Consider the following 25,837-nt stretch of genomic DNA (forward strand, 5'->3'; position numbering starts at 1 on the left):
AATAGCGGGTTTAGCGCCTTTTCAAGCGGTTTTTTGCCGGTTCTCCTGACAGTTTCCTGCACCGCTTTTGTGCCATGAGCAGCCCCTCCCTTCCCGCCGCCACCCCCATGACGCCCGTCGAGCGCCGCGCCAGCGGCTCGCTGGCGGCCATTTTTGCCCTGCGCATGCTGGGCCTGTTCCTGGTGCTGCCGGTGTTCGCGCTGGAAGCCCGCAAATACCCCGGGGGCGACGATCCGGCCCTGATCGGCCTGGCCATGGGCATCTACGGCCTGACGCAGGGCTTCTTGCAGATCCCGTTCGGCATGGCCTCCGATCGCTGGGGCCGCAAGCGCGTCATCGTGCTGGGTTTGCTGGTGTTCGCCGCCGGCAGCTTCATGGCGGCCCTGGCCGGCAGCCTGGCCTGGCTCATCGTCGGCCGTGCGCTGCAGGGCGCGGGCGCGGTGTCGGCCGCCGTCACCGCGCTGCTGGCCGACCAGACGCGCGACGAAGTCCGCACCAAGGCCATGGCCCTGGTGGGCGCCAGCATCGGGCTGATGTTTGCCGTGTCGCTGGTGCTGGCGCCGCTGCTGTCGGCCCGGATCGGGCTGGCCGGGCTGTTCGCGGTGACCGGCGCGCTGGCGCTGGCCGGCGTGGCCATCGTGGCCTGGTGGACGCCGGCCGAGCCGGTGCAGCACAGGAACCAGCCGCGCGGCCGGCTGGCTGAGGTGCTCACGCATGCCGCGCTGCTGCGGCTCGATTTCGGCGTCTTCGTGCTGCATGCGGTGCAGCTGGCCATGTGGGTGGCCATCCCGGCGCTGCTGGTGCAGGCCGGCCTGCCCAAGGAGCACCACTGGTGGGTCTACCTGCCCGCGGTGCTGGCCTCGTTCGTGGTGATGGGCATGACGCTGTTTCCGCTCGAGCGCCGGGGCTACCTGCGGGCCGTGTTCCTGGGAGCCGTCGGCCTGGTGCTGCTGGTGCAACTGGGCCTGCTGCTGATGGCATCCGGCACGCCGGGCGTGGCGGGGTTGGCCGCCCTGCTGTTCGTGTTTTTCTGCGGCTTCAACGTGCTGGAGGCGAGCCAGCCCAGCATGGCTTCGCGCGTGGCGCCGCCGCATGCGCGCGGCGCGGCGCTGGGCGTCTACAACACCCTGCAGTCGCTCGGCTTCTTTGCCGGCGGCGTGGCCGGGGGCTGGCTCGTCAAGAACACCGGGCCGCAGGGCCTGTTCGCCGCCTGCGCCGGCCTGATGCTGCTGTGGCTGCTGGTCGCCTGGCCGATGCAGGCCTCGGCCCGGACCGCGGCCGCCGGCCCGGCCGGCCGTTCGTTGGCTACATAATCGTTACCCCTTCCGGAGGAAATCACATGGCATCCGTCAACAAAGTCATTCTCGTCGGCAACTGCGGCCGCGACCCCGAAATCCGCTATCTGCCGTCCGGGCAGGCGGTGGCCAATGTGAGCGTGGCCACTTCCAGCCGCCGCAAGGACAAGAACACCGGCGAAACGGTGGAAGACACGCAGTGGCACCGCGTTACTTTCTATGACCGCCTGGCCGAGATTGCCGGCGAATACGTCAAGAAGGGCCGCCCGATCTACGTCGAAGGCCGCCTGAAATACGGCAAGTACACCGGCCAGGACGGCATCGAGAAGAACACCGTGGACATCATCGCCACCGAGCTGCAATTGCTGGGCGGCCGCGAAGGCATGGGCGGCCCCTCGGGTGGCGACGATGAGGGCGGTGGCGCGCCGCCGCGCCGCGCCGCTCCCGCCCCGCGCGCCCCGGCGCCGGCTCCTGCGCCGCGTCAGGCCCCGGCCAAGTCGTCGAGCGGGTTTGACGACATGGACGACGACATTCCGTTCTGAGTGGAAAAGACTTTTTGCGGGCAGAGGCCTGCAACAGTTTTTTTGGCGGAGATAGAGGGGCATCCCCCTCTATGTGCCTTCCCTGCACCGCCGCCCCCGCAAGGGGGGCCAAAGCAGCGCCCCGGAGGGTGATGGGGCAGCAGGCTCCAGGACGGCCTCTCATGCGAAACGTGCCCGGCGAAGGCACCGAAGACCAGCAAGAACAACTCGATCGTCTCAAGCGTGAACGGTGATGCTCTTCGCTGCGGGATCGAGATGAATCGAATCGCCGGTCTGGACCATCTCCAGAATATTCTGATCCCAGCCTTCCATGACCGGCATGCGCGCGAGCACCGCTCCTTGCACCATGACAGGATTGAGCTTGCCGAAGACCAGGGCTTTCGGGGCGATTCCCTTGTTCAGCAGGTCCAGGAAAGCCCATCCGCCGGCGACGCCACCCTTCGTCGTCGGGATGATGAGCACTCGGTCCCGGATGGACTCACCCTCGGCACTATGGCCAATGCGAGAGATGACGCCGGTCCAGCGGTCCAGGTCGTAGCGCGGACTGAAGCCCTCGCGCATGACCAGCGCACGCCCGCTCACCGGCAGGCCCCATGCGCGCTTCACGTTGATTCGTATCATGCCAGTCTCCCCGTGCAGGCGATGTCCACGCACTCGCGTGTGCGGCGCAAGACGGTATTGAATCGATGGGCTGTGATGGTGTTGACCAGTTTCCCCGAATTGGAGATCAGGTTGGTCCATCCGTTCTCCTCGCGAATCTTGGACAGTCGCTGCAGGATGTAGAAGCACACGCCTTGCAGAATCGTGACGCCTGCGTTCTCCAGCGTCTGCACATAGCCGAGGCGCTTGGCGTCGCAGTAGACCATGTGGTTGGTGGTCACCACTGCGGCCATGCCAGGCGCCACCGTGCGCCCTTCGAACAGCTCGGCAAGCCCCTGCATCTCGAAGAGAGACAGCTGTGGCCCCGAGAAGACGACGATGTTGGACGCCGAGTCCTGGTACCGGTAGGCATCGTAGACCGCCTGAATGTCCCGGTCCGTAACGACCATGGTGTGCTGCGGCGCCTTGGACCGGAAGGCCATCTCCCGGGTCTGTGCTTCCGGTGTCACGCCGACCATGTGGAACATGGCCATCGAGCCATAGCTCGCCAGCGAGGCTCCGAGGTGCTTCAGCTCGTCCGACGACGGCATGCGCTTGAATTCGTCGAAGACAGGTACGGCGAAATAGTCCTGGTGCGGGTGGCCAACGATTTTTCCGAGCGCACCCCAGTCCGCGAAATCGGTCATCGAGGCTTGAAGGCTGACCAGAATCGAGCCGGCGCGCGCGTCGTCCAGGTGGAACCCGTACTCGGGGGTGCGCCCGGTCAATGCCGCGGCAAAGCTCGCCTTGCCTGCCTCGAAGTTGGTGCGCGCGCCTAGCACGGAGTTCGCATAGATAACCGTGCCGGTGTCGCCCCACGCCACGTGCTCGCCCAGCTTGGGCTGATAGACCTGCTGGTAGGGAATGCATGAGTCCGTGGTGGCGATGCGCATGGTCTTGTAGCGGGCCAGGATCTCGCGCTCCTTGTCGGCTTCGTCCTCGTCCTGGCGAAGCCGTGCGTCGTCGTGAAAATGCATGCACTGCGCGTTGCTCGACGTCGGCACGGAGCATCTGGCGTGCTTCTCTCCCATCCCGCGCAGGTGGTCGAGACCGCCGTCCCCCATCACCTCGATGTCGCCCATGACATGGGCATGCGTGATCGGAACAAATCGTCTGGCCTCAAAAAAACTTCCGACCTCGATCTGGAACTCCATTGCCTCCTGGACTGCAGGCCCCTTCTCGCCACGCAGCATCGCCTGTTCTTCCGGGGTCAGTTGCATGCTGCCGGTCTGGCGGCTCGTTTCTTCAATCAGGGTGGCTCTCATCTTTTTCTTCTCCACGTCAATCGGCTTTGGCGCCGGATTCCTTGACCAGCTTTGAGTACTTGCGCCGCTCGGCCGCCACGAACTCGCCGAACTCCCGCGGGGCCATGAATGCCGGAGATGCGCCCTGCGCCTGCAACTGCTCCGCAAAGACCTTGTCTGCCGCGATCTCTCCAATGTGCCTGGCCAGCAGGTCGATCACTGGCGTCGGCGTGCCGGCGGGCGCAAACACACCCTGCCAGTTCTCGATGTCGAAACCGGCAAAACCCTGCTCGGCCACCGTCGGCACCTGCGGAAGCAGCGGTGACCTCTGCACGGTGCTCACCCCCAGCACACGCAGCTTTCCCGCCTGGATGTGCGGCAGGGCGGGCGGCAGCCCTGCGAAGAACAGGTCGACCTGGCCGCCCAGCAGGTCGGTCATCGCCGGAGCGCCGCCTTTGTAGGGAACGTGCGTCATCCGGGTCCCGGACATGAGCCGGAACAGCTCGCCAGCGAGGTGCTGAGGCCCGCCCGTGCCGGAGGATGCGAAATTCACGCCGCTCGGCTGGGCCCGGATGTAGCGGACCAGTCCCTGGACCGAGTCGGCCGGTGACTTGCTGTTGACGGCAAGGACGAGCGGAGCGGATGCGAGCTTGGCGACGGGCGCGAGGTCCGTGGCTGCGTTGTAGCTCAGCTTGGGATAGAGAAACTCGTTGATCGCGACTTCCGCCGGCGATGCGACCAGGATCGTGTAGCCGTCCGGGGCCGACTTGGCCACGAAATCGGCACCGATGTTGCCGCCCGCTCCGGTCTTGTTCTCGACCACGACGGGCTGCTTCATGGCCTGGCCCAGCCGCACACCCAGCGCGCGGGCGACGACGTCGGTGGCGCCGCCTGCGGGGAACGGCACGATGATGCGGATCGGTTTGTCGGGAAAGGCCGCGAACGCGTGCGGCATCGTGGCCGCAAGACAGGCGGTGGCAAGCGCGCCGATGACGGTGCGTCTTCTGGACATTGTGCGTCTCCTGGTGGTGATGAGCATACTGTGCCTACTCAATTGATTCTTGGATAATCACAAATAGCATGAATGTGCTAATTTTTGGTTATCACCAGACTGTGAACATGCAATGCCCAAGAATCACGATGACGATCCACTGCACGCGGTGATCCGCTCGCGCTTTCGGCTCAGGCACCTGGAGGTTTTTCGCAACGTCTGCGAGCTGCACACGTTGCGCAAGGCGGCGGCAGCATCCAACATGACCCAGCCAGCCGCGACCAAGCTGATCCAGGAGCTGGAGGATATGTTCCGCGTCGTGCTGTTCCAGCGCAATCGGCGAGGAATGCAACTGACGCCTCATGGCGAGATCCTGCGGCGGCACGTCGGCGTCGTGCTGGCCGACATCGGCAACATCAGTTCCGAACTGGACCAGTTCACGCGCGGCGGCGGTGGGATCGTGCGGCTTGGCATCCTGCCTTCGCTGTCCTCGGCGCTTCTTGCGCGCTGCATCAACGATTTCCTCGAAGACCATCCGCGCGTGCAGTTCTCGGTACACGAGGGAACGACCGACGAGCTGCTCGGCCAGTTGAGCCGAAACCATCTGGACCTCACGTTCGGCCGGGTGCTGCACGTGAGCCATTCCGGAATGCTGCGCGTGACCAGGGTCTACACGGAAGCATTCGACATCGTGTGTGCATGCCACCATCGGCTCGCCAAGCAGGAAGATGTGAGGTGGAAAGAGCTTGCGGGAGAAAGATGGGTGCTTCCAGCCGTTGGCAGTCCGTTGCGCGAGATTGCCGACAGCATGTTCACAGCGCGTGGCGACCTTCGTCCGGTGGTTTCCATCGCCTGCAGCAGCTTCCATCAGATGCGATACGTCATCGCATCGGGCAGCCTGCTGGGAGTGCTTCCTCAGTCCATTGCCCGGCGAGCCATGTCGGACGGTGACCTGGTCGTGCTGCGACCCAAGCAGGCCACTCAAGTCGCACCAATCAGCATCATGACGCGCGGTGATCTCGAGACGCCTCCCATCATTGCGGCCTTCGAGCGCAGCATTCTTCAGACGGCCAAGACCTTGTCGTTGAAGTGAAGCGCAGCTTCATCGTGCTGGCGGCCCGCTTGCTTCGGCAACCGTTGCCGGGCGCCAGGGCCTGCGTCAGGCAAAGACGGTCTTGTTCATCTTGACCGCGAACAGTTCCACGGCCTTCAGTCCGGCGACCGATGATCCGCTGTCGTCAAGCGGCGGGGACCAGGCGCACATGACGCCAAAACGGGGAATGACGGCCAGGATTCCTCCCCCGACACCGCTCTTGATCGGCAAGCCGATGCTGAAGGCGGTTTCGCCCGAAACTTCGTAGGTGCCGCTGCTCATCATCAACGCGCAGATCTGCCGGACTTGCTGTTGCGCGACGACTTGCCTGCCCGTGATCGGGTGAGTTCCGGCGTCGGCCAGGAACAAGGCGGCCACGGCAAGGTCCCTGCAGCTGCTGGTGATCGCGCATTGCGCGCAGTAGGCTCCCACGACTTCATCCACACCGTTGTGGAAGTTTCCGAAACTCTTCATCAGGTACGCCGCGGCCTTGTTGCGGTGCGCCGTGGCGAACTCGCCGGCGGCGGCCTCCATGTTGTAGTCGATGGTGGAATTTCCCGACAGCTCGCGCAGCAAGCTCACCATCGCGCGCTCCATCTGCGTGTGGCGGCTTGTCAACAGGTCTGCGATCACCAGGGCACCCGGGTTGACGAACGGATTGCGCGGCTTGCCTTGGTTGAGCTCAAGCTCCACGAGCGAGTTGAACTGATTCGAGCTCGGCAATCGCCCGACGCGCTGCCACAGTTCATCCCCGACGAGGTTGCACGCGAGCACCAGCGAGAACACCTTGGAGATGCTCTGGATGGAGAACGGCTCCATGCTGTCGCCGGTTTGATGCACCTCCCCATCCAGCGTGGCCACCGCCAGGCCGAACCGCTGTGGGTCCACGCATTTGAGCGCGGGAATGTAGTCCGCGACCCGACCTCGCTTGGCCAGCGGGCGGACGCGGGTCGCGATGCGGTCCAGGCAATCTTGCAGATCCGACACGGCGGGTTTTTCCTACTGATTCAAACGGATCAACTCGCGCAGCAGGTGTTCACCGGCAGCGATCTGGCTCAGTTCGATGTACTCGTCAGGTTTGTGCGCCTGCTCAATGGAGCCTGGCCCGCAAATGATGGTGGGAATGCCCGCGCGTTGGAACCAGCTGGCCTCCGTGCCGAATCCCATGTAGCTGAGCGGCGCATCGCGGCGGCCCAGGAGCGACAGCAATTCAGACGCTCCCGGCGCCAACCCCTCTTCCGTACTCGCGGCGCCGAACGCCGGTAGGCTCGATTCCGTCTCGAAGTCGATGGCGCAGTCGGAAGCCTCGCGAGCCATCTCGCCCCTGATCTGTGTGTCCACGAAGGCGCGAACCTCGGCCTCGAGCTTGTCGGGGTCGGTCCACGGCAGGTACCTGAACTCGAAGTTGAAGGAGCATTCCGGGGGGACGGTGTTGGTGCTCACGCCGCCAGCAATCTGTGTCGTCACAATCGTGCTGTAGGGCACCTCATAGCCATAGTGCCTGGCTTCATGCTGTTTGTGGCGCTCGGCCATGTTCCTCAGGTGCGCAATGATGCGCGACGCGTACTCGATCGCATTGACGCCCTGCATGGGAATCGAAGTATGCGCGCTACGCCCTCGCACGCAACAACGCATCGCGCGGCGCCCCTTGTGGCCGACAACGGCCTTCAGCAGTGTCGGCTCTCCAACCAGGCAGGCGAGTGGAGCAATTCCCTGGTCGCGCAGGTCGGCGATCAGGGTGCGCGCCCCCAACATGCTGGTTTCCTCATCGAAGGTCAAGGCCAGGTGAATCGGCCGCCTGGGAGGCGCGCGCAACAGTTCGGGCACGAGCGCCAGGCAGGTCGCGATGAAGGACTTCATGTCGGCCGAACCGCGGCCGTACAGCTTGCCGTCCGCCACCGTGCCCTCAAAGGGGCGCTGGGTCCAGTGCTGCCCGGCCACCGGAACGGTGTCCGTGTGGCCCGCCAGCACAATGCCGCCACTGCGGCTCTCGCCAATGGTGGCGAACAGATTGGCCTTCTGCCGGCTTGGGTCGTAGGTCAGGCGCGATGCAATGCCGTATGCCTTCAGGTAGGCCTCCACCCATTCGATCAGCTGCAGATTGGAGTTGCTGGAGACGGTGTTGAACTGCAGGAGCCTGCAGATCAGCTCCAGTGTCTGGTCGCTCGGAGTCGTCGTCGCGGGCATGGTTCACCCGTTCAGATGGCAGGCCGACAGGCGGCCGAGCTGGACCAGGCGCAGCTCCGGCACCTGGCTCGAACACTTCGGCATGGCGTGCGGACAACGCGGGTGAAAGTGGCAGCCGCTTGGCGGGTTCAGCGGACTCGGTATCTCGCCGGCGACGGGTTGGAACTGCTTCTTGCCGGACTCGAGCATTGGCGCGGCGCGCACCAGTGCCTGCGAGTACGGGTGGAGCTGCCGTTCGAAGAATTCGGCTGCCGGCGCGGACTCAACCACGCGCCCAAGGTACATCACCACCACTTCGTCGCTGATGTGCCGCACGACACTGAGGTCGTGGCTGATGAAGAGGTAGGTGAGTCCCAGTTCTTCGCGCAGGGCCATGAACAGGTTCAGAACCTGGGCCTGGATGGAAACGTCGAGCGCTGCGACGGACTCATCGCAGACGAGAAGCTCGGGCTTGACCGCCAGGGCGCGCGCAATGCCCACGCGGGCGCGCTGGCCACCCGAGAACTGATGCGGATAGCGATGCATGACGGTGCTCGACAGCCCGACCTTCTGAAGCAGCTCCGCGACAAAATCGGCTTTGTTGTTCGCCGGGATCATGTGGTGCGCAACGGGTGCCTCGCCAATGAGATCGACGACCGTTTTGCGCGGATTCAGGCTGGCGTTGGGATCCTGGAAGATCATCTGCATTTGCAGCTGCAACTGCTTGCGCTGCCGGGGCGGCGCGGAATGGAGGTTCACGCCCTTCCAGTACCGCTCGCCGCCCGTCAAGGAGTGCAGGCCGACGGCCATGCGGCCGACGGTGGACTTGCCGCAACCGGATTCGCCTACAAGGCCCACCACCTGCCCCTGCGGAATGACGAGGTCCACGGCGTCGACGGCGCGGCAGATTTCTTCCTTGGCCTGTTTGCCGCCCAGGGGCCGGGCCACGGTATTCGCCAGCCTGGCACTGAGATCCAAAGGGCGGTGAAACGTCTTGGAGACACCGCGAAGTTCCAGAAGAGGATTCATGCTGCAACGGACTCCTGAAGGGGCATGACCGGATAGAAACAACGCACTTCCCGGTTTGGGGACTGTTGAACGGGCGGCAGAGTGGTGCAACGCGGGCCGGCCTGTGTGCAGCGGGCGCGGAATGCGCACCCGTCGATCTGGGCCAGCAGATTGGGCGGCGCTCCAGGAATCTGGAACAGGGGCGATCCGCGCGGGTTGCGGGCTGGAACACTGCGCAGAAGCCCCACCGTGTAGGGGTGGGTGGGCCGTGACAGCACATCCCGCGTCAAGCCGCGTTCGATGATCCGGCCTGCATACATCACTGCGACACGGTCCGCGAGTCCGGCCACGACCGACAGATCGTGCGTGATCCAGATCATGGCCGTGCCCGACTGCCTGGCCAGCTGCTGCATCTCATAGAGAATCTGCTCCTGGATGGTGACATCCAGCGCCGTGGTCGGCTCGTCGGCGATCAGCACCTCCGGCTCCTGGACCAGCGCGATCGCGATGGCCACGCGTTGCCTCATGCCACCGGAAAACTGGTGGGGATACGACTTCAGCCGCTCGTCCGGAGCGGCAATCCCCACCTTGACCAGGCAGGCGCGCGCGATCTCGCGGGCCTGGGACCGGCTGACCTTCGCATGCGCCTGCACGGTCTCGATCATCTGCGTGTCGATGCGCAGAACCGGATTGAGCGTCAGCATCGGGTCCTGGAAGACCATCGCGATCCGCTTGCCGCGGATGTGGCGCCACTCGCTCTCGGAAAGCGCAAGCAGATTGGTGCCGTTGAGCAGGATGCTGCCGCCGGTGATCCGTCCCGGGCGATCGACCAGGTTCATGATCGAGTAGCCGGTCTGGCTCTTGCCCGAGCCCGACTCGCCGACCAGGCCGAGGATTTCGCCTTGCTTGACGCTCAGGCTCACGCCATTGACCGCGACGACACGGCCGGCGCGGGTCTCGAACTCTGTCGTCAGGCCGTCGATCTTCAAGATGGTGGGGTTCATGGCGTTACAGCGTCTGAAGGCGCGGATTGAAGATGTCACGCAGCTTGTCGGCCACCAGATTGATGGCCATGATCGTCAGCAGCAGTGCCAAGCCGGGGTAGATGCTGATCCAGTACTTTCCGGAGAGCATCTGGCTGAAGCCATTGGAGATCAGCAAGCCCAGTGAAGGCTCCGTGATCGGCAGGCCGAGACCGAGAAACGACAGCGTTGCCTCCAGCGTGATCGCCGAAGCCACCTGCAAGGCAGCTACCACGATCAGCGGGCCCATACAGTTCGGAAGTACATGTCCGAAGACGATGCGCAGGCGCGACAGCCCGAGGCATGACGCGGCTTCGACATACTCCTTGTTCCGCTCGACCAGGGCGGCACCGCGAGCGGTGCGCGCGTAGAAGGCCCATTGCACGGCGACGAGGGCGGCGACGATCTTGCCGGGGCCCTGCCCCAGCACGGCCACCAGGATCAGCGCGATCAGTATGGCCGGGAAAGACAGCTGGATATCCGCGATGCGCATCAGCATGGCATCGAGCCTGCCTCCGAAGTAGCCGGCCAGCAAGCCCAGGGCGCTGCCCACCGCGAAGGCCAGCAGCGTCGACACGGCCCCCACCAGCAGGCTGGTGCGCAGGCCGTACAGGATCGCGGACAGCATGTCGCGCCCCTGTTCATCCGTGCCGAAGATGTAGAACATGCCCGACATCTCGCTGCGCGACCCGGGGGGCAGCTTCGTGTCTTCCAGATAGAGCGTGCCGAGGTCGTAGGGGTTCTGCGGCGCAACCCAGGGCGCCAGCAACGCCGCGAGAACCATGACGGCGAGTGCGAGCGCGCCGATGAGGGCGACACGGTCCGAGAGGTACGCCCGCAGGACGTCGCGTGAGGAGTTTTGAGACATGGGGTGCTTTCAATGAAGCCTGACGCGCGGGTCAAGGGCCGAGTAGGCGATGTCGACGGCCAGGTTCACGACAATGAACATCAACACCGTCATCATCAAATAGGCGACGACCACCGGCCGGTCGAGGACGCCGATGGAGTCAATGAGCAGTTTGCCCATGCCCGGCCAGGAGAAGATGGACTCGGTCACGATGGCGAACGCGACCACCGCGCCGAACTGCAATGCGATGACCGTGATGATCGGAATGAGGATGTTCTTCAGAACATGGACTCCGATGATGCGGCCGTATCCGAGTCCCTTGGCCCGGGCAAACTTCACATAGTCGGAGAGCATGGCCTCCTGCGCGCCGGCCTTGGTGAGCCGGATGATCATGCTGATATTGAAAAGCGCGAGGTTCAGCGCGGGCAGCACCAGGTGTTTGAGGCCATCCCAGTTCAGAAAGCTCACGGGCACGCCGAAGAGCGGTGTGGTGGCCCCGCGGCCGCCGCTGGGCATGACCCCTGCCAGCACGGAGAACACCATGATCAGCACGATACCGACCCAGAAGGTGGGAAGGGAGAAGCCGACGATCGATGTGCCCATGATGAACCTTCCGCTTCTGGCCTGCGGGTGCAGCCCCGCCCAGAGGCCCAGCGGAATGCCCAGTGCGATCGCAATGAGCATGGCACTCAATGCCAGCTCGAGCGTGGCCGGCAGGCGCTGAAAGATGAGATCCGCGGCGGGCGCCCCGAATGCGAAGCTTTGCCCGAGGTCGCCATGCAAGGCGTTCCTGACGAAGCGCGCGTACTGGACGTAAAGCGGCTTGTCCAACCCGAGCCGCTGGGTCGTTTCGAGCTTTTCGGCTTCGGAGGCGGTGGGGCTGACCAGTATCTCGACGGGGTTGCCGACCGCGTAGATTCCGCCAAAGACGATGGCCGACATGGCCAACACAACTGCGAAGGATTGCAGAATCCTCCGGATCACGAATGCAAGCATTTTTTGTCTCCTTGCTGGGGATTATGTGAATTGACGATGAGCCGTCGAGCGACTTAGAGTCGGGTTGCTATTCCGTTTTTTCATGGCTGCGCGCATTCACATTCCCTCCACCACGATGCTGCGGATCTTCGAATCCACGGCAAGGCATCTTTCAGTCACCCGCGCGGCGGACGAGATGTTTCTCACCCAGAGCGCCATCAGCAAGCAGATCAAGGCGCTGGAAGACCAGCTCGGCCGCACGCTGTTCATCCGGCTCAATCGAGGGCTGGCCCTGACGTCCGTGGGCGAGTCCTACTACCGCGAGATTGCGCCGCTGCTTGTCGGGCTGGAACGCGCCACGGAACGCGTGGTCGATTGCGCCAGCGTGAGCAAACTCACGCTTCATGTGTTTGCGACCTTGGGCGAGCGCTGGCTGCTGGAACGCTTTCCCTCGTTCGCGGAAAGGCACCCGGATATCGAGGTCCGGTTCACGGCCATGCTCTCCAGCGATGGCGCCAGGCAATCCGAAATCGACGGGGAGTTCCGCTTTGGCAACGGCCTCTGGCAGGGCCACGAAGCCGACTACCTTTTTGGCCGCGAAATGCTCCTGGTGGCCAGCCCTTCCCTGCTCAAGCGCGTCGGCGATCTGCGCACGCCGTTCGACCTCATGCGCTACCCGTGGCTGCAGCACTTCCAGGTTCCGCATGCGTGGGACGAGCTGATCGAGTCGACACCGGAGCTGGCCGCCGCCACCAAGGCCGGGCCGGCGCCGCAGGCGTCGATGTACGAGTTCTACAACGTTCTCATCCGCGCCGCGATCGCAGGCCTGGGCCTGGCCCTGGTGCCGCGCGTATGGGTGCGCAACGAACTGGCTTCGGGTGAATTGGTCAATCCGCTGTGCCTGGGCGTGTCGAGCAAGTACGGGTACTACTTCGTCGTGCCTGAGCACAAGGTCGAACTGTCATCGGTGCAGGCGTTTCGTTTGTGGCTGCGCGAGGAAGCCCGGCATACACAAACGAAACTGATCGGGCGCAGGGAGCCTCTGGCTGCTTAGTTCTTCGTGCCGGCCGTTGGCGTGAACTCCATGGCATGCGTGCGCTCGTCCGCGCGTCCGGGGTAGCGCACGGTTCTTTTCATGGCCCACACGGTGGCCTGGTGATGGATGGGAACGATGGCAACGTCATCGACGGCCGCGCGCGTCGCCTCCTGCAGGAGCTTTTCGCGCGCCTGGGGCTGCACCGTGACGACAGCGCGCTCGATCAGCTCATCGACCTTCTTGTTGCTGTAGCCGACGTTGAAGTTGCCCAGTCCCTTCTGGGCGTCCTTGGTGGCGATCAGTGCGCGCAGCGGCGAGGAGGCTTCGGCCGAATCCGGCGCCCATCCGACCAGCGACATGGCGAACTCGCCCTTGTTGTTCCGCGGAAAGAACGTGGCTGCCGGCATCACATCGACGGCAGCCGTGATGCCGACGCGGCCCAGCATCTGGGCGACCGCCTGGACAATCTGGTCGTCCATCAGGTAGCGGTTGTTCGGGCCGTTCAGGTCCATTCTGAAGCCCTCTGGATAGCCCGCCTTGGCCAGCAGGTCGCGGGCGCCATTCGGGTCGTAGCTCGTCGGCTGGAGATCGGTCATGTAGCCGGGAAGGCCCGAGTTCACGAGCTGGGCCGTGGCGGTGCCGGCACCCTCCATGACGCGGCCGACGATCGTATCGCGAGAGATCGCCTTGTTGATGGCCTGGCGCACGCGCAGATCGCGCAGCGGGTTGGTGCCCAGAGGGGCGCCGGCCTTGGTGCTGAAGTGCGTTGCCGCGGCCTCGGTCTGGTTCAAGCCGAAGTAGATCAGGCGATAACCGGTCTTCGCAACCACCTGCAGATTGGCATCCTTCTTGATGCGCGCAAGATCCGGGACCGGCACGTTGTCGATGGCATCGACGTCTCCGGACAGCAGGGCGGCGACCCGGCTCGCATCGTTGGTCAGGATGCGGAAGGTCACCGTTTCCCACGCCGGCTTCGGTCCCCAGTAGGCCTCGTTGCGTGCCAGTTCCACACGGTCGCCGCGGCTGAAGCGCACGAACTTGAAGGGCCCCGTTCCGATCGCGGCCTTCCCGCTGTTGAAGTCCGCGGAAGTGGCGTTGGCGGCCGCTTTTTTGCTGACGATGGGAATGATGGCCAGGTCATTGGGCACCAGCGGATAGGGCGTCGCGGTCTTGAAGCGGATGGTCAGGGGATCGACCACTTCGATGGACGCAATGGCGCGGGTGTATGTGGTCATCAGGCCCGGGCTGTCCTTGATCGTGGGGACGCGCTCGATCGAGAACTTGACGTCCTCCGCGGTGAAGGGCGAACCGTCATGAAACCTGACGTTCGGGCGCAGCTTCATTTCCCAGGTGAGATCGTCGACCGTCTTCCATGAGAGGGCCAACCCGGGCGAAGGGTAGAGTTTTTCGTCGCGGTGGATCAGCCGGTCATAGACATGGTCGGCAATGTTCTGGTTGGGAACGTAGAGGTGGAAGTGGGGATCCATCGACGTCACGTCGGCGGCCAATCCGATGGACAGGGGCGCCGCGAGCGCGGACGAAACAAGCATCGGCAGCGGTGCCGTCGCCACGGCTGCGGCCAAGCACAGTGATTGGCACAGGGCCCGGAGTTGAGGAACTTTCACGAGAGTCTCCAAACTGGTTGATGAGGTGCCAAGTCTCTTGGGCCCCCCATCCGCACACAATCGAGTTTTGGTCTCCGTGGTATTCCAACTTGGCAAGGCAGTCGTAATGCGAACGCGCGTGCCCGCCACCCACCTGGAGCCGGCGGGAATCATGCCGCTGCCAAGTCTTGGCGATTCGCGCGCGCTCAGGCCGGGCGCGTCATGGCATGGGCTGCGCCCAGCGCCTCGATGAACTCTTCCACGCTGCGCGGCCGGGGCCTGGATTTGGACCAATAGACGTAGACCGGGATGTCCACGCTGTCCTCCAGCGGCACGGCCACCAGCCCGAGCGGGCCGCAGCCGATGGCGGAGAACTCGTCGATGAGGGCCAGGCCCAGGCCCTCGCTCACCAGCGAGATGGCGGACTCCACGAAGCGCACGAAGATCTTCACGTTGCGGCTGGCGCCGGACTTCTTGTAGGTGGCCTCGATGAAGCGGCCGTGCGTGACCTCGGCTTCGAACGAGATCAGGGTTTCGCGCTCCAGCTCGCGCGGCGCCACGCTGGCGCGGCGGGCCAGCCGGTGGCGTTTCGGCATGAGGCAGACCAGGCGGCCGGTGGCCACCACCGTGGAGGCCACGGCCGGGTCGTCGAGGGTGGCGATGGAGGCCACGCAGGCGCCGCGGCCGAACCCGAGATAGTCGCGGATGTCCTTCTCGGCCAGCACGTCGCAGTAGTAGCGCCGCTCGCTGTGCTGCGCGGTCATCAGGCGCAGCGCCTTGGGCGCGAGGCGCAGGCCCACGCTGGGCGAGCAGCCGAAACGGAACATCGCCGTGTCGCCCCGCGCGATCGAGTGGATGGCGTCGATGAGCTGGTCGAACTGGCCGTAGACGCGCTCGATCTCCTCGAAGATCCGGTGCGCCTCCTCCGTGGGCACCAGCCGCCCCGCCATGCGCTCGAACAGCGTGATGCCGAGCTGGTCCTCGAAGCGGCGCAGCGTGACGCTGAGGCCGGGCTGCGACACGTACAGCTTGCGCGCCGCCGCGCTGAGGGTGCCGGCAATCATCAGGGTGCGGAACACCTCGATCTGCCGTTCGCTGATCTTTCCGAGGGTCATGGCGCTTTTCCGCGGGAGGGGGTCTCCATAAACCCGCATTATGGATGATGCGCCAAAAAGTATTTGCTGTGTCTTTCCGTGCATTTGATACTTGATCTTCATCGTCTGCGCGGCCTGGGCCACAGCCCCATAAACCAAAGTTTCAGGGGCCGCGCCCGTGCGCCTTGGCGCCCACTGTCCCTCAAGGAGATCCATTCCATGCAACGCCGTCATTTCCTGCAGGCCGCCGCGGCCGCCACGGCCGGCTTCGGCGGGGCCGCGCAGGCGCAGGCCTGGCCGGCCCGCCCGGTCAAGCTCGTCGTGCCGTTCCCGGCCGGCAGTTCACCCGACATCATGGGCCGGCTGCTGGCCGACCGCCTGACGCCCGTCCTGGGCCAGCCCGTGGTGGTGGACAACCGCTCCGGCGCCGGCGGCAACCTGGGCGCCGGCGTGGTGTCCAACGCCGCGCCCGACGGCTACACCTTCCTGTTTTCTACCCAGGGCCCGCTGGTCACGGCGCCGCTGCTGGTCAAGCGCCTGAGCTACGACCCGGTGAAGGACCTCGCCCCGGTGACGCTGGCCGCCACCTCGCCCAACGTGCTGGTGGTCGATCCACGCCTGGGCGTCAACACGGTGGCGGAGTTCGTGCAGCTCGTGAAGTCGAAGAAGGGCGAGCTGAACTACGGCAGCATCGGCAATGGCAGCGCCGCGCACCTCGCGATGGAGCTGTTCAAGGCGCGCGCCGGGCTGGACATGGTGCACGTGCCCTATCAAGGCCTGCCGCAGGTGGTCAACGCCATCCTGGCCGGGCAGATCCACGCCGGCTTCATGGTGCCGGGTGCGGCCATCGGCCAGGTCCGCGCGGGCAAGCTCAAGGCCCTGGGGGTGACCACGCTCAACCGCGTGGCCTCGCTGCCGGAGCTGCCCACGCTGGTGGAGCAGGGCTACCCCGGCTTCGAGGCGATCGCCTGGCAGGCGGTGCTGGCCCCGGCCCGAACGCCGCAGCCCGTCATCGACCGGCTCAGCAGCGAGCTGGTGCGCATCATCAAGAGCGACGACGTGCGCACCACCATGCTGGGCCAGTACTTCACGGCCGTCGGCACGGCGCCCGCGGCGCTCACCAGCCTGATGAAGAGCGAGCGCGAGCAGTGGGCCAGGGTGATCAAGGCCGCGGGCGTGCTGCCCGAATAGCGCACGGGTGCTTCGTCACTGCCCCGGGGCCGCAAAAAAAGGCCGTCATCGTTGCCGATGGCGGCCTTTTTTCCGTGCGAACAGTGTGCTCAGGCCAGCGGCGAGAAATCGGTCGGGCGCAGGACGCGCGATTCGAGCTGCACCACGGCGTCGAGCTCCTTGTTCTTGCGCCCGAACTCCTGCCAGCGGCTGTCGGCGGCCATGCGGGCCCGGCGCGCGTCGCGGTCGTCCAGGCTGCTGAAAGCCCAGAGGTGGACCACCTGGTTGGCGGTGCCGAACTCGGTGGTGAAGAAACCCACGAGCTGGCCCAGGTGCTCCTGCTGCACGGCCAGGGCCTCGGCCTTGTAGAGCTTGAGCCAGTCGGCCATGCGGGTGGGCTTGAGGGTGTAGGTGCGGAGTTCGTAGATCATGGTCGGTCGACTTTCTGTGAAGGAGGCGGGAGAAGGCCGGCTCACGCGGCCGAGAGCCGGTCGGCGATGTGGCTGGCCGCGATGTAGCCGAAGGTGAGCGCGGGGCCGAGCGTGATGCCGGGGCCGGGATAGGCCCCATCCATCACCGAGTTCATGTCGTTGCCCGCGGCATAGAGCCCGGGCACGGGCACACCGTTGGGGCCGAGCGCGTTGGCCTGCGCATCGGTGCGCAGGCCGCGCGCCGAGCCCAGGTCGCCGGGATGCAGCTCGATGGCGTAGAACGGGGCCTTCAAGAGGGGCGCGAGGCAGGCATTGGGCTGGTGGTTCGGGTCACCCATGGACAGGTTGTAAGGCGTGGAGCCCTTGCCGAAATCCGGGTCCTGGCCTTGCGCGGCCTGCTCGTTGTAGCGCCGCACGGTGGTGTGGAGGGCGGCCAGGTCCACGCCGATGGCCTGCGCCAGCTCGGGCAGGCTGTTGGCCTGGCGCAGGTAGCCGGCCTTCACCAGGGGCGAGTTGTCCGAGGGGCCGGGGCGCGCCAGGCCCATGCCATAGGCCTTCAGCGCTGTGGCGTCGCAGATCAGGTGGCAGGGCGTGTTCGCCGCCGGGTCGTCATGCATGGCCTGCACGAAGCGGTGGTAGGAGTTGGCCTCGTTCACGAAGCGCCGGCCGGCCCGGTTGATGGCGATGATGCCGGGCTTGGCACGGTCGGTCACCAGGTGGGGAAATTTCTCGATGCGGCCGTCGGCATGGCGCAGCACCGAGACCGGCGCCCAGAAGAAGTTGGAGGCCAGGTGCTCGCCCGCGGCGGCACCGGCCGCGCGGCCCAGCGCCAGCCCGTCGCCGGTATTGCTGTCGGGCGACATGGACCAGTGCGCCTGGCCGGTAGCGGGCCGGTCCTGCGCGGCCTCGGGCGCGGCGCCGTAGCCGCCGGTGGCCAGCACCACGCCGCCGCGCGCGCGCAGCGCCACTTCGCGGCCTTCGTGCAGCACCACCACGCCGCGCACCGCGCCGTCTTCGACGATCAGCGACTGCGCCTGCGTGTCCAGCCACAGCGGCACGCCGCGCGCCAGCACCGAGGTGGCCAGGCGCGCCACCAGCGCATTGCCGGTGGTCAGGCGCGTGCCCCGGGGGTGGCTGAGGCGGTCGCGCGCGTAGCGGGCCAGCAGCTTGGCGCAGTGCCAGGCCGAGGCGAGGGAGCGGCTGGCGTTCAGGAAATGCTGGATGTCCACGCGGTTGACCATCATGCCGCCGAAGACCAGCATGCCCTCGGGCGGCTTGCGCAGGTGGCGGAAATGGCGGCCCAGCCGGCGGCCGTCGTATTCGGCGATTTCGAGCGTGCGCCCGCCGGTGGAAAAGCCCGGCAGCTCCGGGTGGTAGTCGGGCGAGAACGGCCGCACGCGAAAGCTCAGTTCGGAGTTCCGCTCCAGAAAACGCAGGGCTTCGCTGCCGCGCTCCAGGTAGGTCTGGACCAGGTCGGCATCGAAGCCCGCGCCCACCGTGTGGCGCAGGTAGTCGCGGGCGCTGTCCAGCGAGCTGTCGAGCCCGGCGCTCACGGCCTGGTCGTTGCCGGGAATCCAGATCGCGCCGCCCGAGATCGCGGAGGCGCCGCCGAAGCTGGCGGCTTTCTCCACGACGAGGGTGCGCAGGCCGCGCAGCGAGGCGGTCAGGGCCGCGGCGAGGCCGGCGGCGCCGCTGCCGAGAACGACCACGTCATAGGTGGTGTCGGAGGGAGCGTGGATGGGGGTGGAGGAGGTCATGAAGAGGGAGTTCCAAGGGGCCGCGGCTTCGAGGCGGCCTCAAATCAGCGCATGTTGTTCGGCCAGCGCCCGGCGCACGCGGGTGACGGCTTCTTCTTCGGCCAGGGCCGGGTCGCCGGCCGCCAGCGCGGCCGAGATGCCGGCGGCATGCCCGGTGGCGAAGGCCGTGCCCATCACGCGGACCGAGCCGTAGGCCTGGGCATCGCTGCCGATCACGCGGCCTGCCAGGCGCAGGTTGGCCACGCCATGGGCCTGCAGCGCTCCGTGCGGAATGTCGAAGAAGCCTTCGCCGCCCAGCGGCACGAAGCGTGCGCGGCCCGGGGCCTCGTGCACTTCCATGGGCCAGCAGGCGCATGCGATGCCCAGCGGGTCGCGGCGGCCGGTGAGGGCGTCGTCGGCCGTCAGGTCGCGCAGCGACTGCGGGCGGCGGCTTTCGCGGATGCCGAGCTGCGGCCCGGTGGCGAGCAGGTAGGCGTTCTCGAAACCCGGGTGCTGGCGCAGCACATCCACGAAGCGCCAGGCGGCTTCGCGCGCCCGCGTCTCGGCGCGCGTGAGGTCGGGGCCGGACACGCCGTCGGTGTCCAGGTCCATGGTCATCCACCAGATGTCCTGCGACAGTGGCAGGCGCATCAGCACGCCGCCGTCGTCGCGCGGGATGCGGATCTCGGCGGTCTCGTTGTAGCGCTTCACGAGCTCGGCCATCAGCGGGCGGTCGAGCTGCACGCCCGGCGGCACGCCGCCGATGCGTACCGGCATCGAGGCCGGCTGCAGGTGCGCGAGCGGCCCGCCGCTCTGGCTCAGCGGCACGCCGGCAAAGGTGCTCAGGCTGGCTTCGCCGCTGGCGTCGACGAAGCAGCCCGCCGTGATCTCGCGCAGGCCGCGGTGGTCGGCCACGGTGAGGGCGTCGAGGCGTCCGGCCTGCCGCTGCACCGCCACCAGCCGCGTGTGCAGGCTCAGCTCGATGCCATGCGCCAGCACCAGGCGGTCGAAGGCCAGCTTGGCGGCCTCGACCTCCAGCAGGATGATCCATGCGCCGCTCTTGGAGCGGATCGGGGCGATCGGCAGGCCGAGCGCCTGCAGCTGCAGCAGCAGGTCCTGCCCGACGCCGGCCACGGCCTGGCGCGGCGTCTCGCCGCTGGCGAAGAAGCCGCAGTAGGCCAGGACCTGGGAGTTGGTGGCGGCGCCGCCGAGAAAGCCATAGCGCTCGATCAGCAGGGTGCGCGCGCCGAGGCGGGCCGCGCCCACGGCGGCCGCGGTGCCGCCGGCGCCGCCGCCCACGACCACCACGTCATAGTGTTCGGCAGTTGGTTGAGTCATCGCAGGGCCTCCTTCAGCCGGCCGGCAGTTCGGCGGCCAGCACCGCGGCCGGGTCGACCGGCGGCATCACGCCGATGAAGCCGCCCAGAAATTCGAGCTGCGCGCGCGCCATCTCGGCGCCGGTCTGGATGCGGCAGCCGCGGGCGCGGGCCAGCTCCAGGAACGGCGTGACCGGCGGCGAGGTCACCACGTCGGCGGCCAGCGCGTCGCTGCGCAGGCTGTCCAGCAGCTCGCGCGGCAGCGGCAGCTCGCCGGTGCCACCCATGCCCACCGGCGTGGCGTTCACCACCAGGTCGAAGTCCGCCAAGGAGGCGCAGCCGCGCAGCAGCTCGACGGCGGGGAAGGCCTGGGCCAGCAGCGCGGCCAGGCTGTCCTGGCGTGCGGCGTCGGTGTCCATCAGCGCCAGCCGGGCGATGCCGGCCTCGCACAGCGCATGGGCGATCGCGCCGCCCACGCCGCCGGCGCCCACCACCAGGGCCTGGCGGCCGGCCGCGCGAAAGCGGTGCTGGCGCGCGGCATTGAGAAAACCGAAGCCGTCCACCATGTCGCCGACCAGGCGGCCATCGGGCTCGCGGCGCACCACGTTCACGGCGCGCAGCGCGGCCGAGCGCGCGCTGAGGCCGTCGATCTGGGCGGCGAAGGCCTGCTTGTAGGGCACGGTCACCACGCAGCCGCGCAGGTTGTTCCAGCCCCGCATCAGCGCGATGCAGTGGCCGAGGTCCGGCGCGCGCACGTCCATGGCGATCATCGCCAGGTCCTGCTGTTCGCGCTCGAACCAGGCGTTGAAGTTTTCCGGCGATTTCACCTGGGCGATCGGCGTTCCGACGATCGCGACCAGTTGAGTCGATCCCTTGAGCATGGTGGGTTCCCGTTTCCGCCTGCGAGGCGCTTGTCTGATGCAGTGGCTGCCTGCCGCGTGGGGAGGCTGGCGCGAGTATCTGGCGCCGGGGCTCGGGATGGCAAATACCGTTTTCTGCCTCGTCCATAAACACCATTTATAGGTATGGGAGGGTGGGGTCCGCGCCGGGTTTTCTTACATTTCACTGGAGACGCCGCCCGCTTTCATGGCTACGATAGACGGAAAAAACGCCATGCCCCTTCACCGCGCCCAGACTGCCATACGACTGGCCACCACGATCGCCGGCCTGTGCCTGGCCGCGGCGGCGAGCGCCAACACCGATCCCCTGAGCGACCTGCTGAGCGTGCCCGGCAGCGCCGGCCTGGGATTCGTCACGCGCGTCGAGCGCTCGCCCTACCTGGGCGGCGGCACGCGCTACGACCTGCTGCCGCTGTACCTGTACGAAGGCGACCGGTTGTTCCTGCACGCCAGCCGCGCGGGCGTCAAGCTGTTCAAGGACGACGCGCAGCGCGTCGACCTGTTCCTGGACCGCCGCTTCGAGGGCTATCCCGTCGAGAACGTCCCGGCCAGCCTGCTGGGCATGGCCGAGCGCAGCGCGAGCATCGACCTGGGCCTGTCGTACCGCTACCGCCAGCCCTGGGGAACGCTGCAGGCCGAGCTGCTGCACGACGTCGGGGGCGCCTCCAACGGCAACGAGTTCCGGGTGAGCTACAGCTACGACTGGCGCTCGGGCCGCCTGGCGCTTCGCTCCAGCCTGACGGTGGCGGCGCGCGATGCCAAGCTCAACGACTACTACTACGGCGTGCTGCCCGGCGAGGCCACGGCGGCGCGGCCCGCCTATGCGCCCGGCGCCGGCGTCAACACCTCGCTGGCGCTGTACGGCAGCTACGGCCTGACCGAGCGCTGGCGGCTGCTGGGCGGCGTCTCGGTGACGATGCTGAACCACCGCATCACCGACAGCCCGATCGTTCCGAAGGGCGCGCAGCCGGCCCTCTTCATCGGGGCGGCCTACGACTTCGGCAGCTACCGCAAGCCCTGGGCCGAGGAGCGCTCACCCACCTACGTCAAGCTGCTGCACGGCACCGTGTCGGACGACGCCTGCACGCTGGTCCGCATCATCACGCTGCGCTGCACCTCGACCGCCAACGTCAACGTCACCACCATCACCGGCGTGCAGATCGGCAAGCCCTTCATCGAGCGGCTCAACGGCTGGCCGCTGGACCTCGTCGGCTACCTGGGGCTGACCTACCACGACGAGCACGGCCTGCAGCCCAACAGCCTGCAGGTGGACGCGTTCATGAAGGCCTACTACGACGGGTTTCCATGGAGCCACCGCGTGCGCACCCGGCTCGGCCTGGGCGTGGGCCTGTCGCTGGCGCAGCGGGTGCCGTATGTCGAGGTCGTGAGCCAGGCCCAGCGCGGACGCACGACCTCGCGCCTGCTGAACTACCTGGACCCGACGATCGACTTCAGCGTGGGCGACCTGATCGGCTCGCGCGTGCTCAAGGACACCTATCTCGGCGTCGGCGTGTCGCACCGCTCGGGCATCTTCGGCACCTCGAACCTGCTCGGCAACGTCAACGGCGGCTCGAACTTCATCTACACCTACCTTGAGAGCATTTTCTGATTGCTATCAAATAGATAGCTGAAAATGACCACCCAACGAGGACATCGGGCCGATTTGATGCCCAATCAGCGGCTGGAGGCGATCACGCCGCCGCCCAGGCACACCTCGCCGTCGTACAGCACGGCCGACTGGCCCGGCGTCACCGCCCACTGCGCCTCGGCAAAGCTCAGGCCGAAGGCCTGGCCGGCGCCGGCCGCCAGCGTGCAGGCGGCATCGGCCTGGCGGTAGCGGGTCTTGGCGGCCAGCGCGCGCGGCAGCGGCGCGGCGCCGCTGATCCAGCTCGCGTCATCGGCCTGCAGCGTGTGCGACTGCAGCCACGGGTGGTCGTGGCCCTGCACCACCCACAGGGTGTTGTGCTCGATGTCCTTGCGCGCCACGAACCAGGGCGCATGCTCGCCGCCGCCCTTTTGCGCGCCCCGCGCCTTGATGCCGCCGATGCCCAGGCCCTGGCGCTGGCCCAGCGTGTAGAAGCTCAGGCCCTGGTGCTCGCCGAGCGTGCGGCCGCGCTCGTCCTTGACCGGGCCGGGCTCCTTGGCGATGTAGCGGTTCAGGAAGTCGCGGAACGGCCGCTCGCCGATGAAGCAGATGCCGGTGGAGTCCTTCTTCTTCGCGTTCGGCAGCCCGATCTCGGCCGCGATGCGGCGCACCTCGGTCTTGTGCAGCTCGCCCACCGGGAACAGCGTCTTCGAGAGCTGGGCCTGGTTCAGGCGGTGCAGGAAGTAGCTCTGGTCCTTGGACGGGTCCAGGCCCTTGAGCAGCTCGAAGCGGCCCTCGCTTTCGCGGACGCGGGCGCCATCGCGCGCGGTCGCGTGCGATGTTCCTTCCCGCCCAGCGGGCTCGCTCGTGTCTGCGGCGACGCAGCGGACACGGGCGTAATGCCCGGTGGCGATCTTCTGGGCGCCGAGGCGCATGGCATGGTCGAGGAAGGCCTTGAACTTGATCTCGGCATTGCACAGCACGTCGGGGTTCGGCGTGCGGCCGCCCTGGTACTCGCGCAGGAACTCGGCGAACACCCGGTCCTTGTACTCGGCCGCGAAATTGACGTGCTCGATCTCGATGCCGAGCACATCGGCCACGCTCGCGGCGTCCACGAAATCGACGTTGGACGAGCAGTACTCGCTGTCGTCGTCGTCTTCCCAGTTCTTCATGAAGATGCCGACCACGTCGTAGCCCTGCTGCTTGAGCAGGTGCGCGCTCACCGCGGAGTCCACCCCCCCGCTCAATCCGACCACCACACGCTGCTTTGCCATAGGTATGCGATTATCCCAGCCATCACAAGCCGTGATGCGTGCAAGGGAATCGTCCGAGGAATCCGCATGGAACTGCGCCAGCTCCGTTATTTCGTCCGGGTGGTCGAGCTTGGCAGCATGAGCCGGGCGGCGCTCGACCTGGACATGGTGCAGTCGGCGCTGAGCCAGCAGATCAGCCGGCTCGAAGGCGAGCTGGCAACCCGGCTGCTGCAGCGCTCCACCCGGGGCGTGACGCCCACGGAGGCGGGCTTGGCCTTCTTCCACGAGGCGCAGCTCGCCCTGCGCCACGCCGAGCAGGCCGCGCGCGCGGCCCAGCAGTCGCGCCTCAGCGGCACGGTCAGCGTGGGGCTGGCGCCCACCACGGCCTCGGTGCTGGGCGTGCCGCTGATGCGCGCCATGCACGAGCGCTACCCCGACGTGCGGCTGCACATGGTCGAAAGCCTCTCGGGCCACCTCTCCACCATGCTCAATGCGCGCCAGCTCGACCTGGCCGTGCTGTTCGACACCCATCCGGCGCGGCGCTGGAGCGTGACGCCGCTGCTGGAGGAGAAGCTGTTCCTGATCCGCTCGCGCCGGGGCCTGGCCGAGGAGCCGGCGGCCCCTCTGCGCATGGCCCAGCTCAAGGGCGTGCCGCTGATCCTGCCGACCGGCCCGCACGGCCTGCGCAGCACGCTGGACGCGGCCTTCGCGCGCGCCAGGCTCAAGCCCCACCTCGTGACGGAGATCGACTCGCTGGCGATGCTGATGGACGCGGTCGACGCGGGCCTGGGCTGCACCCTGCAGCCCTGGGCGGCCGTGGGCCGCTTTCCCGACGCGGCGCAGCGCTTCCACATGGCCGAGATTGCCGAATCGCAGGCGCGGCGCCCCAATGCGCTGTGCAGCCTCTCGGATGACGAGCTTTCGCCCGCAGGGCTGGCCACGCGCGTGGTGCTGGCCGATTGCGCACGCGCGCTGGTGCGTTCGGGCCGCTGGGTCGGCGCGCGGCTGATCCATCACGATTCGTGATGCCCCCATGCCGCCGCAGTCCTGGGCAGGCGCGGCGTTCAGGTCTAGAGTGCCTCCTCATTGCACACGAGGAGACGACACCATGGACCTGCAACTCAAGGACAAGACCGCGCTGGTCACCGGCGCCAGCGCCGGCATCGGCAAGGGCATTGCGCTGGCGCTGGCCGCCGAAGGCGTGAAGCTCGCGATCTCGGCGCGCCGCGTGGCGCTGCTTGAGGAGGTGGCCGACGCGATCGTCGCCCGCGGCGGCCACCGTCCGGTGGTGATCGAGTCCGACCTGTATGCCGAAGACGCGGCGCAGCGGCTCGCCTCGGCGGCCGTCGCCGGCCTGGGCCATGTGGACATCCTGGTCAACAACGCAGGCGGCTCGCGCAGCTTCAACGAGCTGCACGTGAGCGAGGACCGCTGGCAGGAGGCCATCACGCTGAACTTCCACCGCCCGCGCCAGGTGGCCGATGCGCTGATCGACCAGATGATCGAACGCCAATGGGGCCGCATCATCAACATCACGGGCAAGAGCGAGCCCGAGCACGTGAACGGCGCCTTCTGCGCCAAGGCCGGGATCCACAGCTGGGCCAAGGGCCTGTCGCGCATGGTCGGCAAGCACGGCATCACGGTCAACAGCGTGCCGCCGGGGCGCATCCACTCCGAGCAGATCCTGCGCAACTACACGCCCGAATACCGCCAGTGGCAGGCCGACAACGAAATCCCCGTGGGCCGCTACGGCGAGCCCGAGGACATGGCCAACCTGGTGTGCTTCCTGGCCTCGCCGCTGGCCGGCTACATCACCGGTACCGTGATCCCGGTCGATGGGGGTTTGCGTCGATACCAGTTCTGAGCGGCAGGCGCCAGACTGGAGCCCTTT

24 protein-coding genes are annotated in these 25,837 nt (G+C 66.8%); 8 read left to right on the top strand and 16 right to left on the bottom strand.

Annotated features, from left to right (window positions below; genetic code table 11):
- The first annotated feature begins 107 nt into the window (after nucleotides 1–107).
- Nucleotides 108–1,313, top strand: coding sequence for an MFS transporter (locus MMF98_RS21965; protein WP_243309692.1), 1,206 nt, complete (start codon nucleotides 108–110; stop codon nucleotides 1,311–1,313).
- 26 nt (nucleotides 1,314–1,339) lie between these two features.
- Entirely contained in the window at nucleotides 1,340–1,837 is a 498-nt protein-coding gene (ssb, locus tag MMF98_RS21970) for a single-stranded DNA-binding protein (protein WP_243309478.1), read from the top strand.
- A gap of 216 nt (nucleotides 1,838–2,053) precedes the next feature.
- On the opposite strand, the gene MMF98_RS21975 is transcribed toward ssb, so the two are convergent.
- From MMF98_RS21975 to MMF98_RS21985, 3 genes are all read right to left on the bottom strand, one after another.
- The gene (locus MMF98_RS21975; RefSeq protein ID WP_243309479.1) at nucleotides 2,054–2,458 is read right to left on the bottom strand and encodes an aconitase X swivel domain-containing protein; all 405 of its coding nucleotides are present in this window, start codon (nucleotides 2,456–2,458) and stop codon (nucleotides 2,054–2,056) included.
- Nucleotides 2,455–3,696 (bottom strand): aconitase X, encoded by a 1,242-nt coding sequence (locus tag MMF98_RS21980; RefSeq protein ID WP_279343798.1) that lies wholly within the window; start codon nucleotides 3,694–3,696, stop codon nucleotides 2,455–2,457. Before MMF98_RS21980 ends, MMF98_RS21975 begins: the two co-directional genes overlap by 4 nt.
- A 61-nt stretch (nucleotides 3,697–3,757) precedes the next feature.
- Nucleotides 3,758–4,732, bottom strand: coding sequence for a Bug family tripartite tricarboxylate transporter substrate binding protein (locus MMF98_RS21985; protein WP_243309481.1), 975 nt, complete (start codon nucleotides 4,730–4,732; stop codon nucleotides 3,758–3,760).
- A gap of 112 nt (nucleotides 4,733–4,844) precedes the next feature.
- Here MMF98_RS21985 and MMF98_RS21990 point away from each other — a divergent pair, with 112 nt between their 5' ends.
- Nucleotides 4,845–5,804: a LysR family transcriptional regulator gene (locus MMF98_RS21990; protein ID WP_243309482.1), complete on the top strand. Its 960-nt coding sequence runs from the start codon at nucleotides 4,845–4,847 to the stop codon at nucleotides 5,802–5,804.
- Between the two features lie 66 nt (nucleotides 5,805–5,870).
- Here the strand turns inward: MMF98_RS21990 and MMF98_RS21995 are convergent, their stop codons facing one another.
- From MMF98_RS21995 to MMF98_RS22020, 6 genes are read right to left on the bottom strand one after another with little or no spacing between them, the layout of a single operon-like run.
- Nucleotides 5,871–6,791 (bottom strand): glutaminase, encoded by a 921-nt coding sequence (locus tag MMF98_RS21995; RefSeq protein WP_423837666.1) that lies wholly within the window; start codon nucleotides 6,789–6,791, stop codon nucleotides 5,871–5,873.
- A 12-nt stretch (nucleotides 6,792–6,803) separates the two neighbouring features.
- On the bottom strand, nucleotides 6,804–7,991 hold the full coding sequence (gene argE, locus MMF98_RS22000) for an acetylornithine deacetylase (protein WP_243309483.1): 1,188 nt from the start codon (nucleotides 7,989–7,991) through the stop codon (nucleotides 6,804–6,806).
- Nucleotides 7,992–7,994: 3 nt separating this feature from the next.
- Nucleotides 7,995–8,999, bottom strand: coding sequence for an ABC transporter ATP-binding protein (locus MMF98_RS22005; RefSeq protein ID WP_243309484.1), 1,005 nt, complete (start codon nucleotides 8,997–8,999; stop codon nucleotides 7,995–7,997).
- Nucleotides 8,996–9,982, bottom strand: coding sequence for an ABC transporter ATP-binding protein (locus MMF98_RS22010; RefSeq protein WP_243309485.1), 987 nt, complete (start codon nucleotides 9,980–9,982; stop codon nucleotides 8,996–8,998). Before MMF98_RS22010 ends, MMF98_RS22005 begins: the two co-directional genes overlap by 4 nt.
- A 4-nt stretch (nucleotides 9,983–9,986) precedes the next feature.
- Nucleotides 9,987–10,868 carry an ABC transporter permease gene (locus MMF98_RS22015; protein ID WP_243309486.1) on the bottom strand — a complete coding sequence of 294 codons (882 nt, stop codon included), beginning with the start codon at nucleotides 10,866–10,868 and terminating at the stop codon, nucleotides 9,987–9,989.
- Between the two features lie 9 nt (nucleotides 10,869–10,877).
- Entirely contained in the window at nucleotides 10,878–11,843 is a 966-nt protein-coding gene (locus tag MMF98_RS22020; RefSeq protein ID WP_243309487.1) for an ABC transporter permease, read from the bottom strand.
- An 82-nt stretch (nucleotides 11,844–11,925) separates the two neighbouring features.
- On the opposite strand from MMF98_RS22020, the gene MMF98_RS22025 reads away from it, so the two are divergent.
- Nucleotides 11,926–12,876: a LysR substrate-binding domain-containing protein gene (locus tag MMF98_RS22025; protein ID WP_243309488.1), complete on the top strand. Its 951-nt coding sequence runs from the start codon at nucleotides 11,926–11,928 to the stop codon at nucleotides 12,874–12,876.
- On the opposite strand, the gene MMF98_RS22030 is transcribed toward MMF98_RS22025, so the two are convergent.
- Both MMF98_RS22030 and MMF98_RS22035 read right to left on the bottom strand, forming a co-directional pair.
- The gene (locus tag MMF98_RS22030; RefSeq protein ID WP_243309489.1) at nucleotides 12,873–14,441 is read right to left on the bottom strand and encodes an ABC transporter substrate-binding protein; all 1,569 of its coding nucleotides are present in this window, start codon (nucleotides 14,439–14,441) and stop codon (nucleotides 12,873–12,875) included. The genes MMF98_RS22025 and MMF98_RS22030 overlap by 4 nt on opposite strands.
- Before the next feature lie 227 nt (nucleotides 14,442–14,668).
- Nucleotides 14,669–15,577, bottom strand: coding sequence for a LysR family transcriptional regulator (locus tag MMF98_RS22035; protein WP_243309490.1), 909 nt, complete (start codon nucleotides 15,575–15,577; stop codon nucleotides 14,669–14,671).
- A gap of 198 nt (nucleotides 15,578–15,775) precedes the next feature.
- Here MMF98_RS22035 and MMF98_RS22040 point away from each other — a divergent pair, with 198 nt between their 5' ends.
- A complete protein-coding gene (locus MMF98_RS22040) occupies nucleotides 15,776–16,747 on the top strand; it encodes a Bug family tripartite tricarboxylate transporter substrate binding protein (protein WP_243309491.1) in 972 nt (323 codons plus the stop codon).
- 89 nt (nucleotides 16,748–16,836) lie between these two features.
- On the opposite strand, the gene MMF98_RS22045 is transcribed toward MMF98_RS22040, so the two are convergent.
- Genes MMF98_RS22045 through MMF98_RS22060 form a run of 4 tightly spaced genes read right to left on the bottom strand, consistent with a single transcriptional unit; the run spans nucleotide 16,837 to nucleotide 21,090 of the window.
- Nucleotides 16,837–17,157, bottom strand: coding sequence for an NIPSNAP family protein (locus MMF98_RS22045; RefSeq protein WP_243309492.1), 321 nt, complete (start codon nucleotides 17,155–17,157; stop codon nucleotides 16,837–16,839).
- 41 nt (nucleotides 17,158–17,198) lie between these two features.
- Nucleotides 17,199–18,914 carry an FAD-dependent oxidoreductase gene (locus MMF98_RS22050; protein WP_243309493.1) on the bottom strand — a complete coding sequence of 572 codons (1,716 nt, stop codon included), beginning with the start codon at nucleotides 18,912–18,914 and terminating at the stop codon, nucleotides 17,199–17,201.
- 39 nt (nucleotides 18,915–18,953) lie between these two features.
- A complete protein-coding gene (locus tag MMF98_RS22055) occupies nucleotides 18,954–20,231 on the bottom strand; it encodes an FAD-dependent oxidoreductase (protein WP_243309494.1) in 1,278 nt (425 codons plus the stop codon).
- 13 nt (nucleotides 20,232–20,244) lie between these two features.
- Nucleotides 20,245–21,090 (bottom strand): shikimate dehydrogenase family protein, encoded by an 846-nt coding sequence (locus MMF98_RS22060; RefSeq protein WP_243309495.1) that lies wholly within the window; start codon nucleotides 21,088–21,090, stop codon nucleotides 20,245–20,247.
- A 232-nt stretch (nucleotides 21,091–21,322) separates the two neighbouring features.
- Between MMF98_RS22060 and MMF98_RS22065 the strand changes: the two genes are divergently transcribed.
- Nucleotides 21,323–22,717 carry a MipA/OmpV family protein gene (locus MMF98_RS22065; RefSeq protein ID WP_243309496.1) on the top strand — a complete coding sequence of 465 codons (1,395 nt, stop codon included), beginning with the start codon at nucleotides 21,323–21,325 and terminating at the stop codon, nucleotides 22,715–22,717.
- Nucleotides 22,718–22,782: 65 nt separating this feature from the next.
- On the opposite strand, the gene mnmA is transcribed toward MMF98_RS22065, so the two are convergent.
- A complete protein-coding gene (gene mnmA / locus MMF98_RS22070) occupies nucleotides 22,783–23,967 on the bottom strand; it encodes a tRNA 2-thiouridine(34) synthase MnmA (protein WP_243309497.1) in 1,185 nt (394 codons plus the stop codon).
- Between the two features lie 66 nt (nucleotides 23,968–24,033).
- Here mnmA and MMF98_RS22075 point away from each other — a divergent pair, with 66 nt between their 5' ends.
- The gene (locus tag MMF98_RS22075) at nucleotides 24,034–24,972 is read left to right on the top strand and encodes a LysR family transcriptional regulator (RefSeq protein WP_243309498.1); all 939 of its coding nucleotides are present in this window, start codon (nucleotides 24,034–24,036) and stop codon (nucleotides 24,970–24,972) included.
- 82 nt (nucleotides 24,973–25,054) lie between these two features.
- Nucleotides 25,055–25,810 carry an SDR family oxidoreductase gene (locus tag MMF98_RS22080; RefSeq protein WP_243309499.1) on the top strand — a complete coding sequence of 252 codons (756 nt, stop codon included), beginning with the start codon at nucleotides 25,055–25,057 and terminating at the stop codon, nucleotides 25,808–25,810.
- The last annotated feature ends 27 nt before the right edge of the window (nucleotides 25,811–25,837 follow it).

Source organism: Variovorax terrae (assembly GCF_022809125.1).
Taxonomy (GTDB): domain Bacteria; phylum Pseudomonadota; class Gammaproteobacteria; order Burkholderiales; family Burkholderiaceae_C; genus Variovorax_A; species Variovorax_A terrae.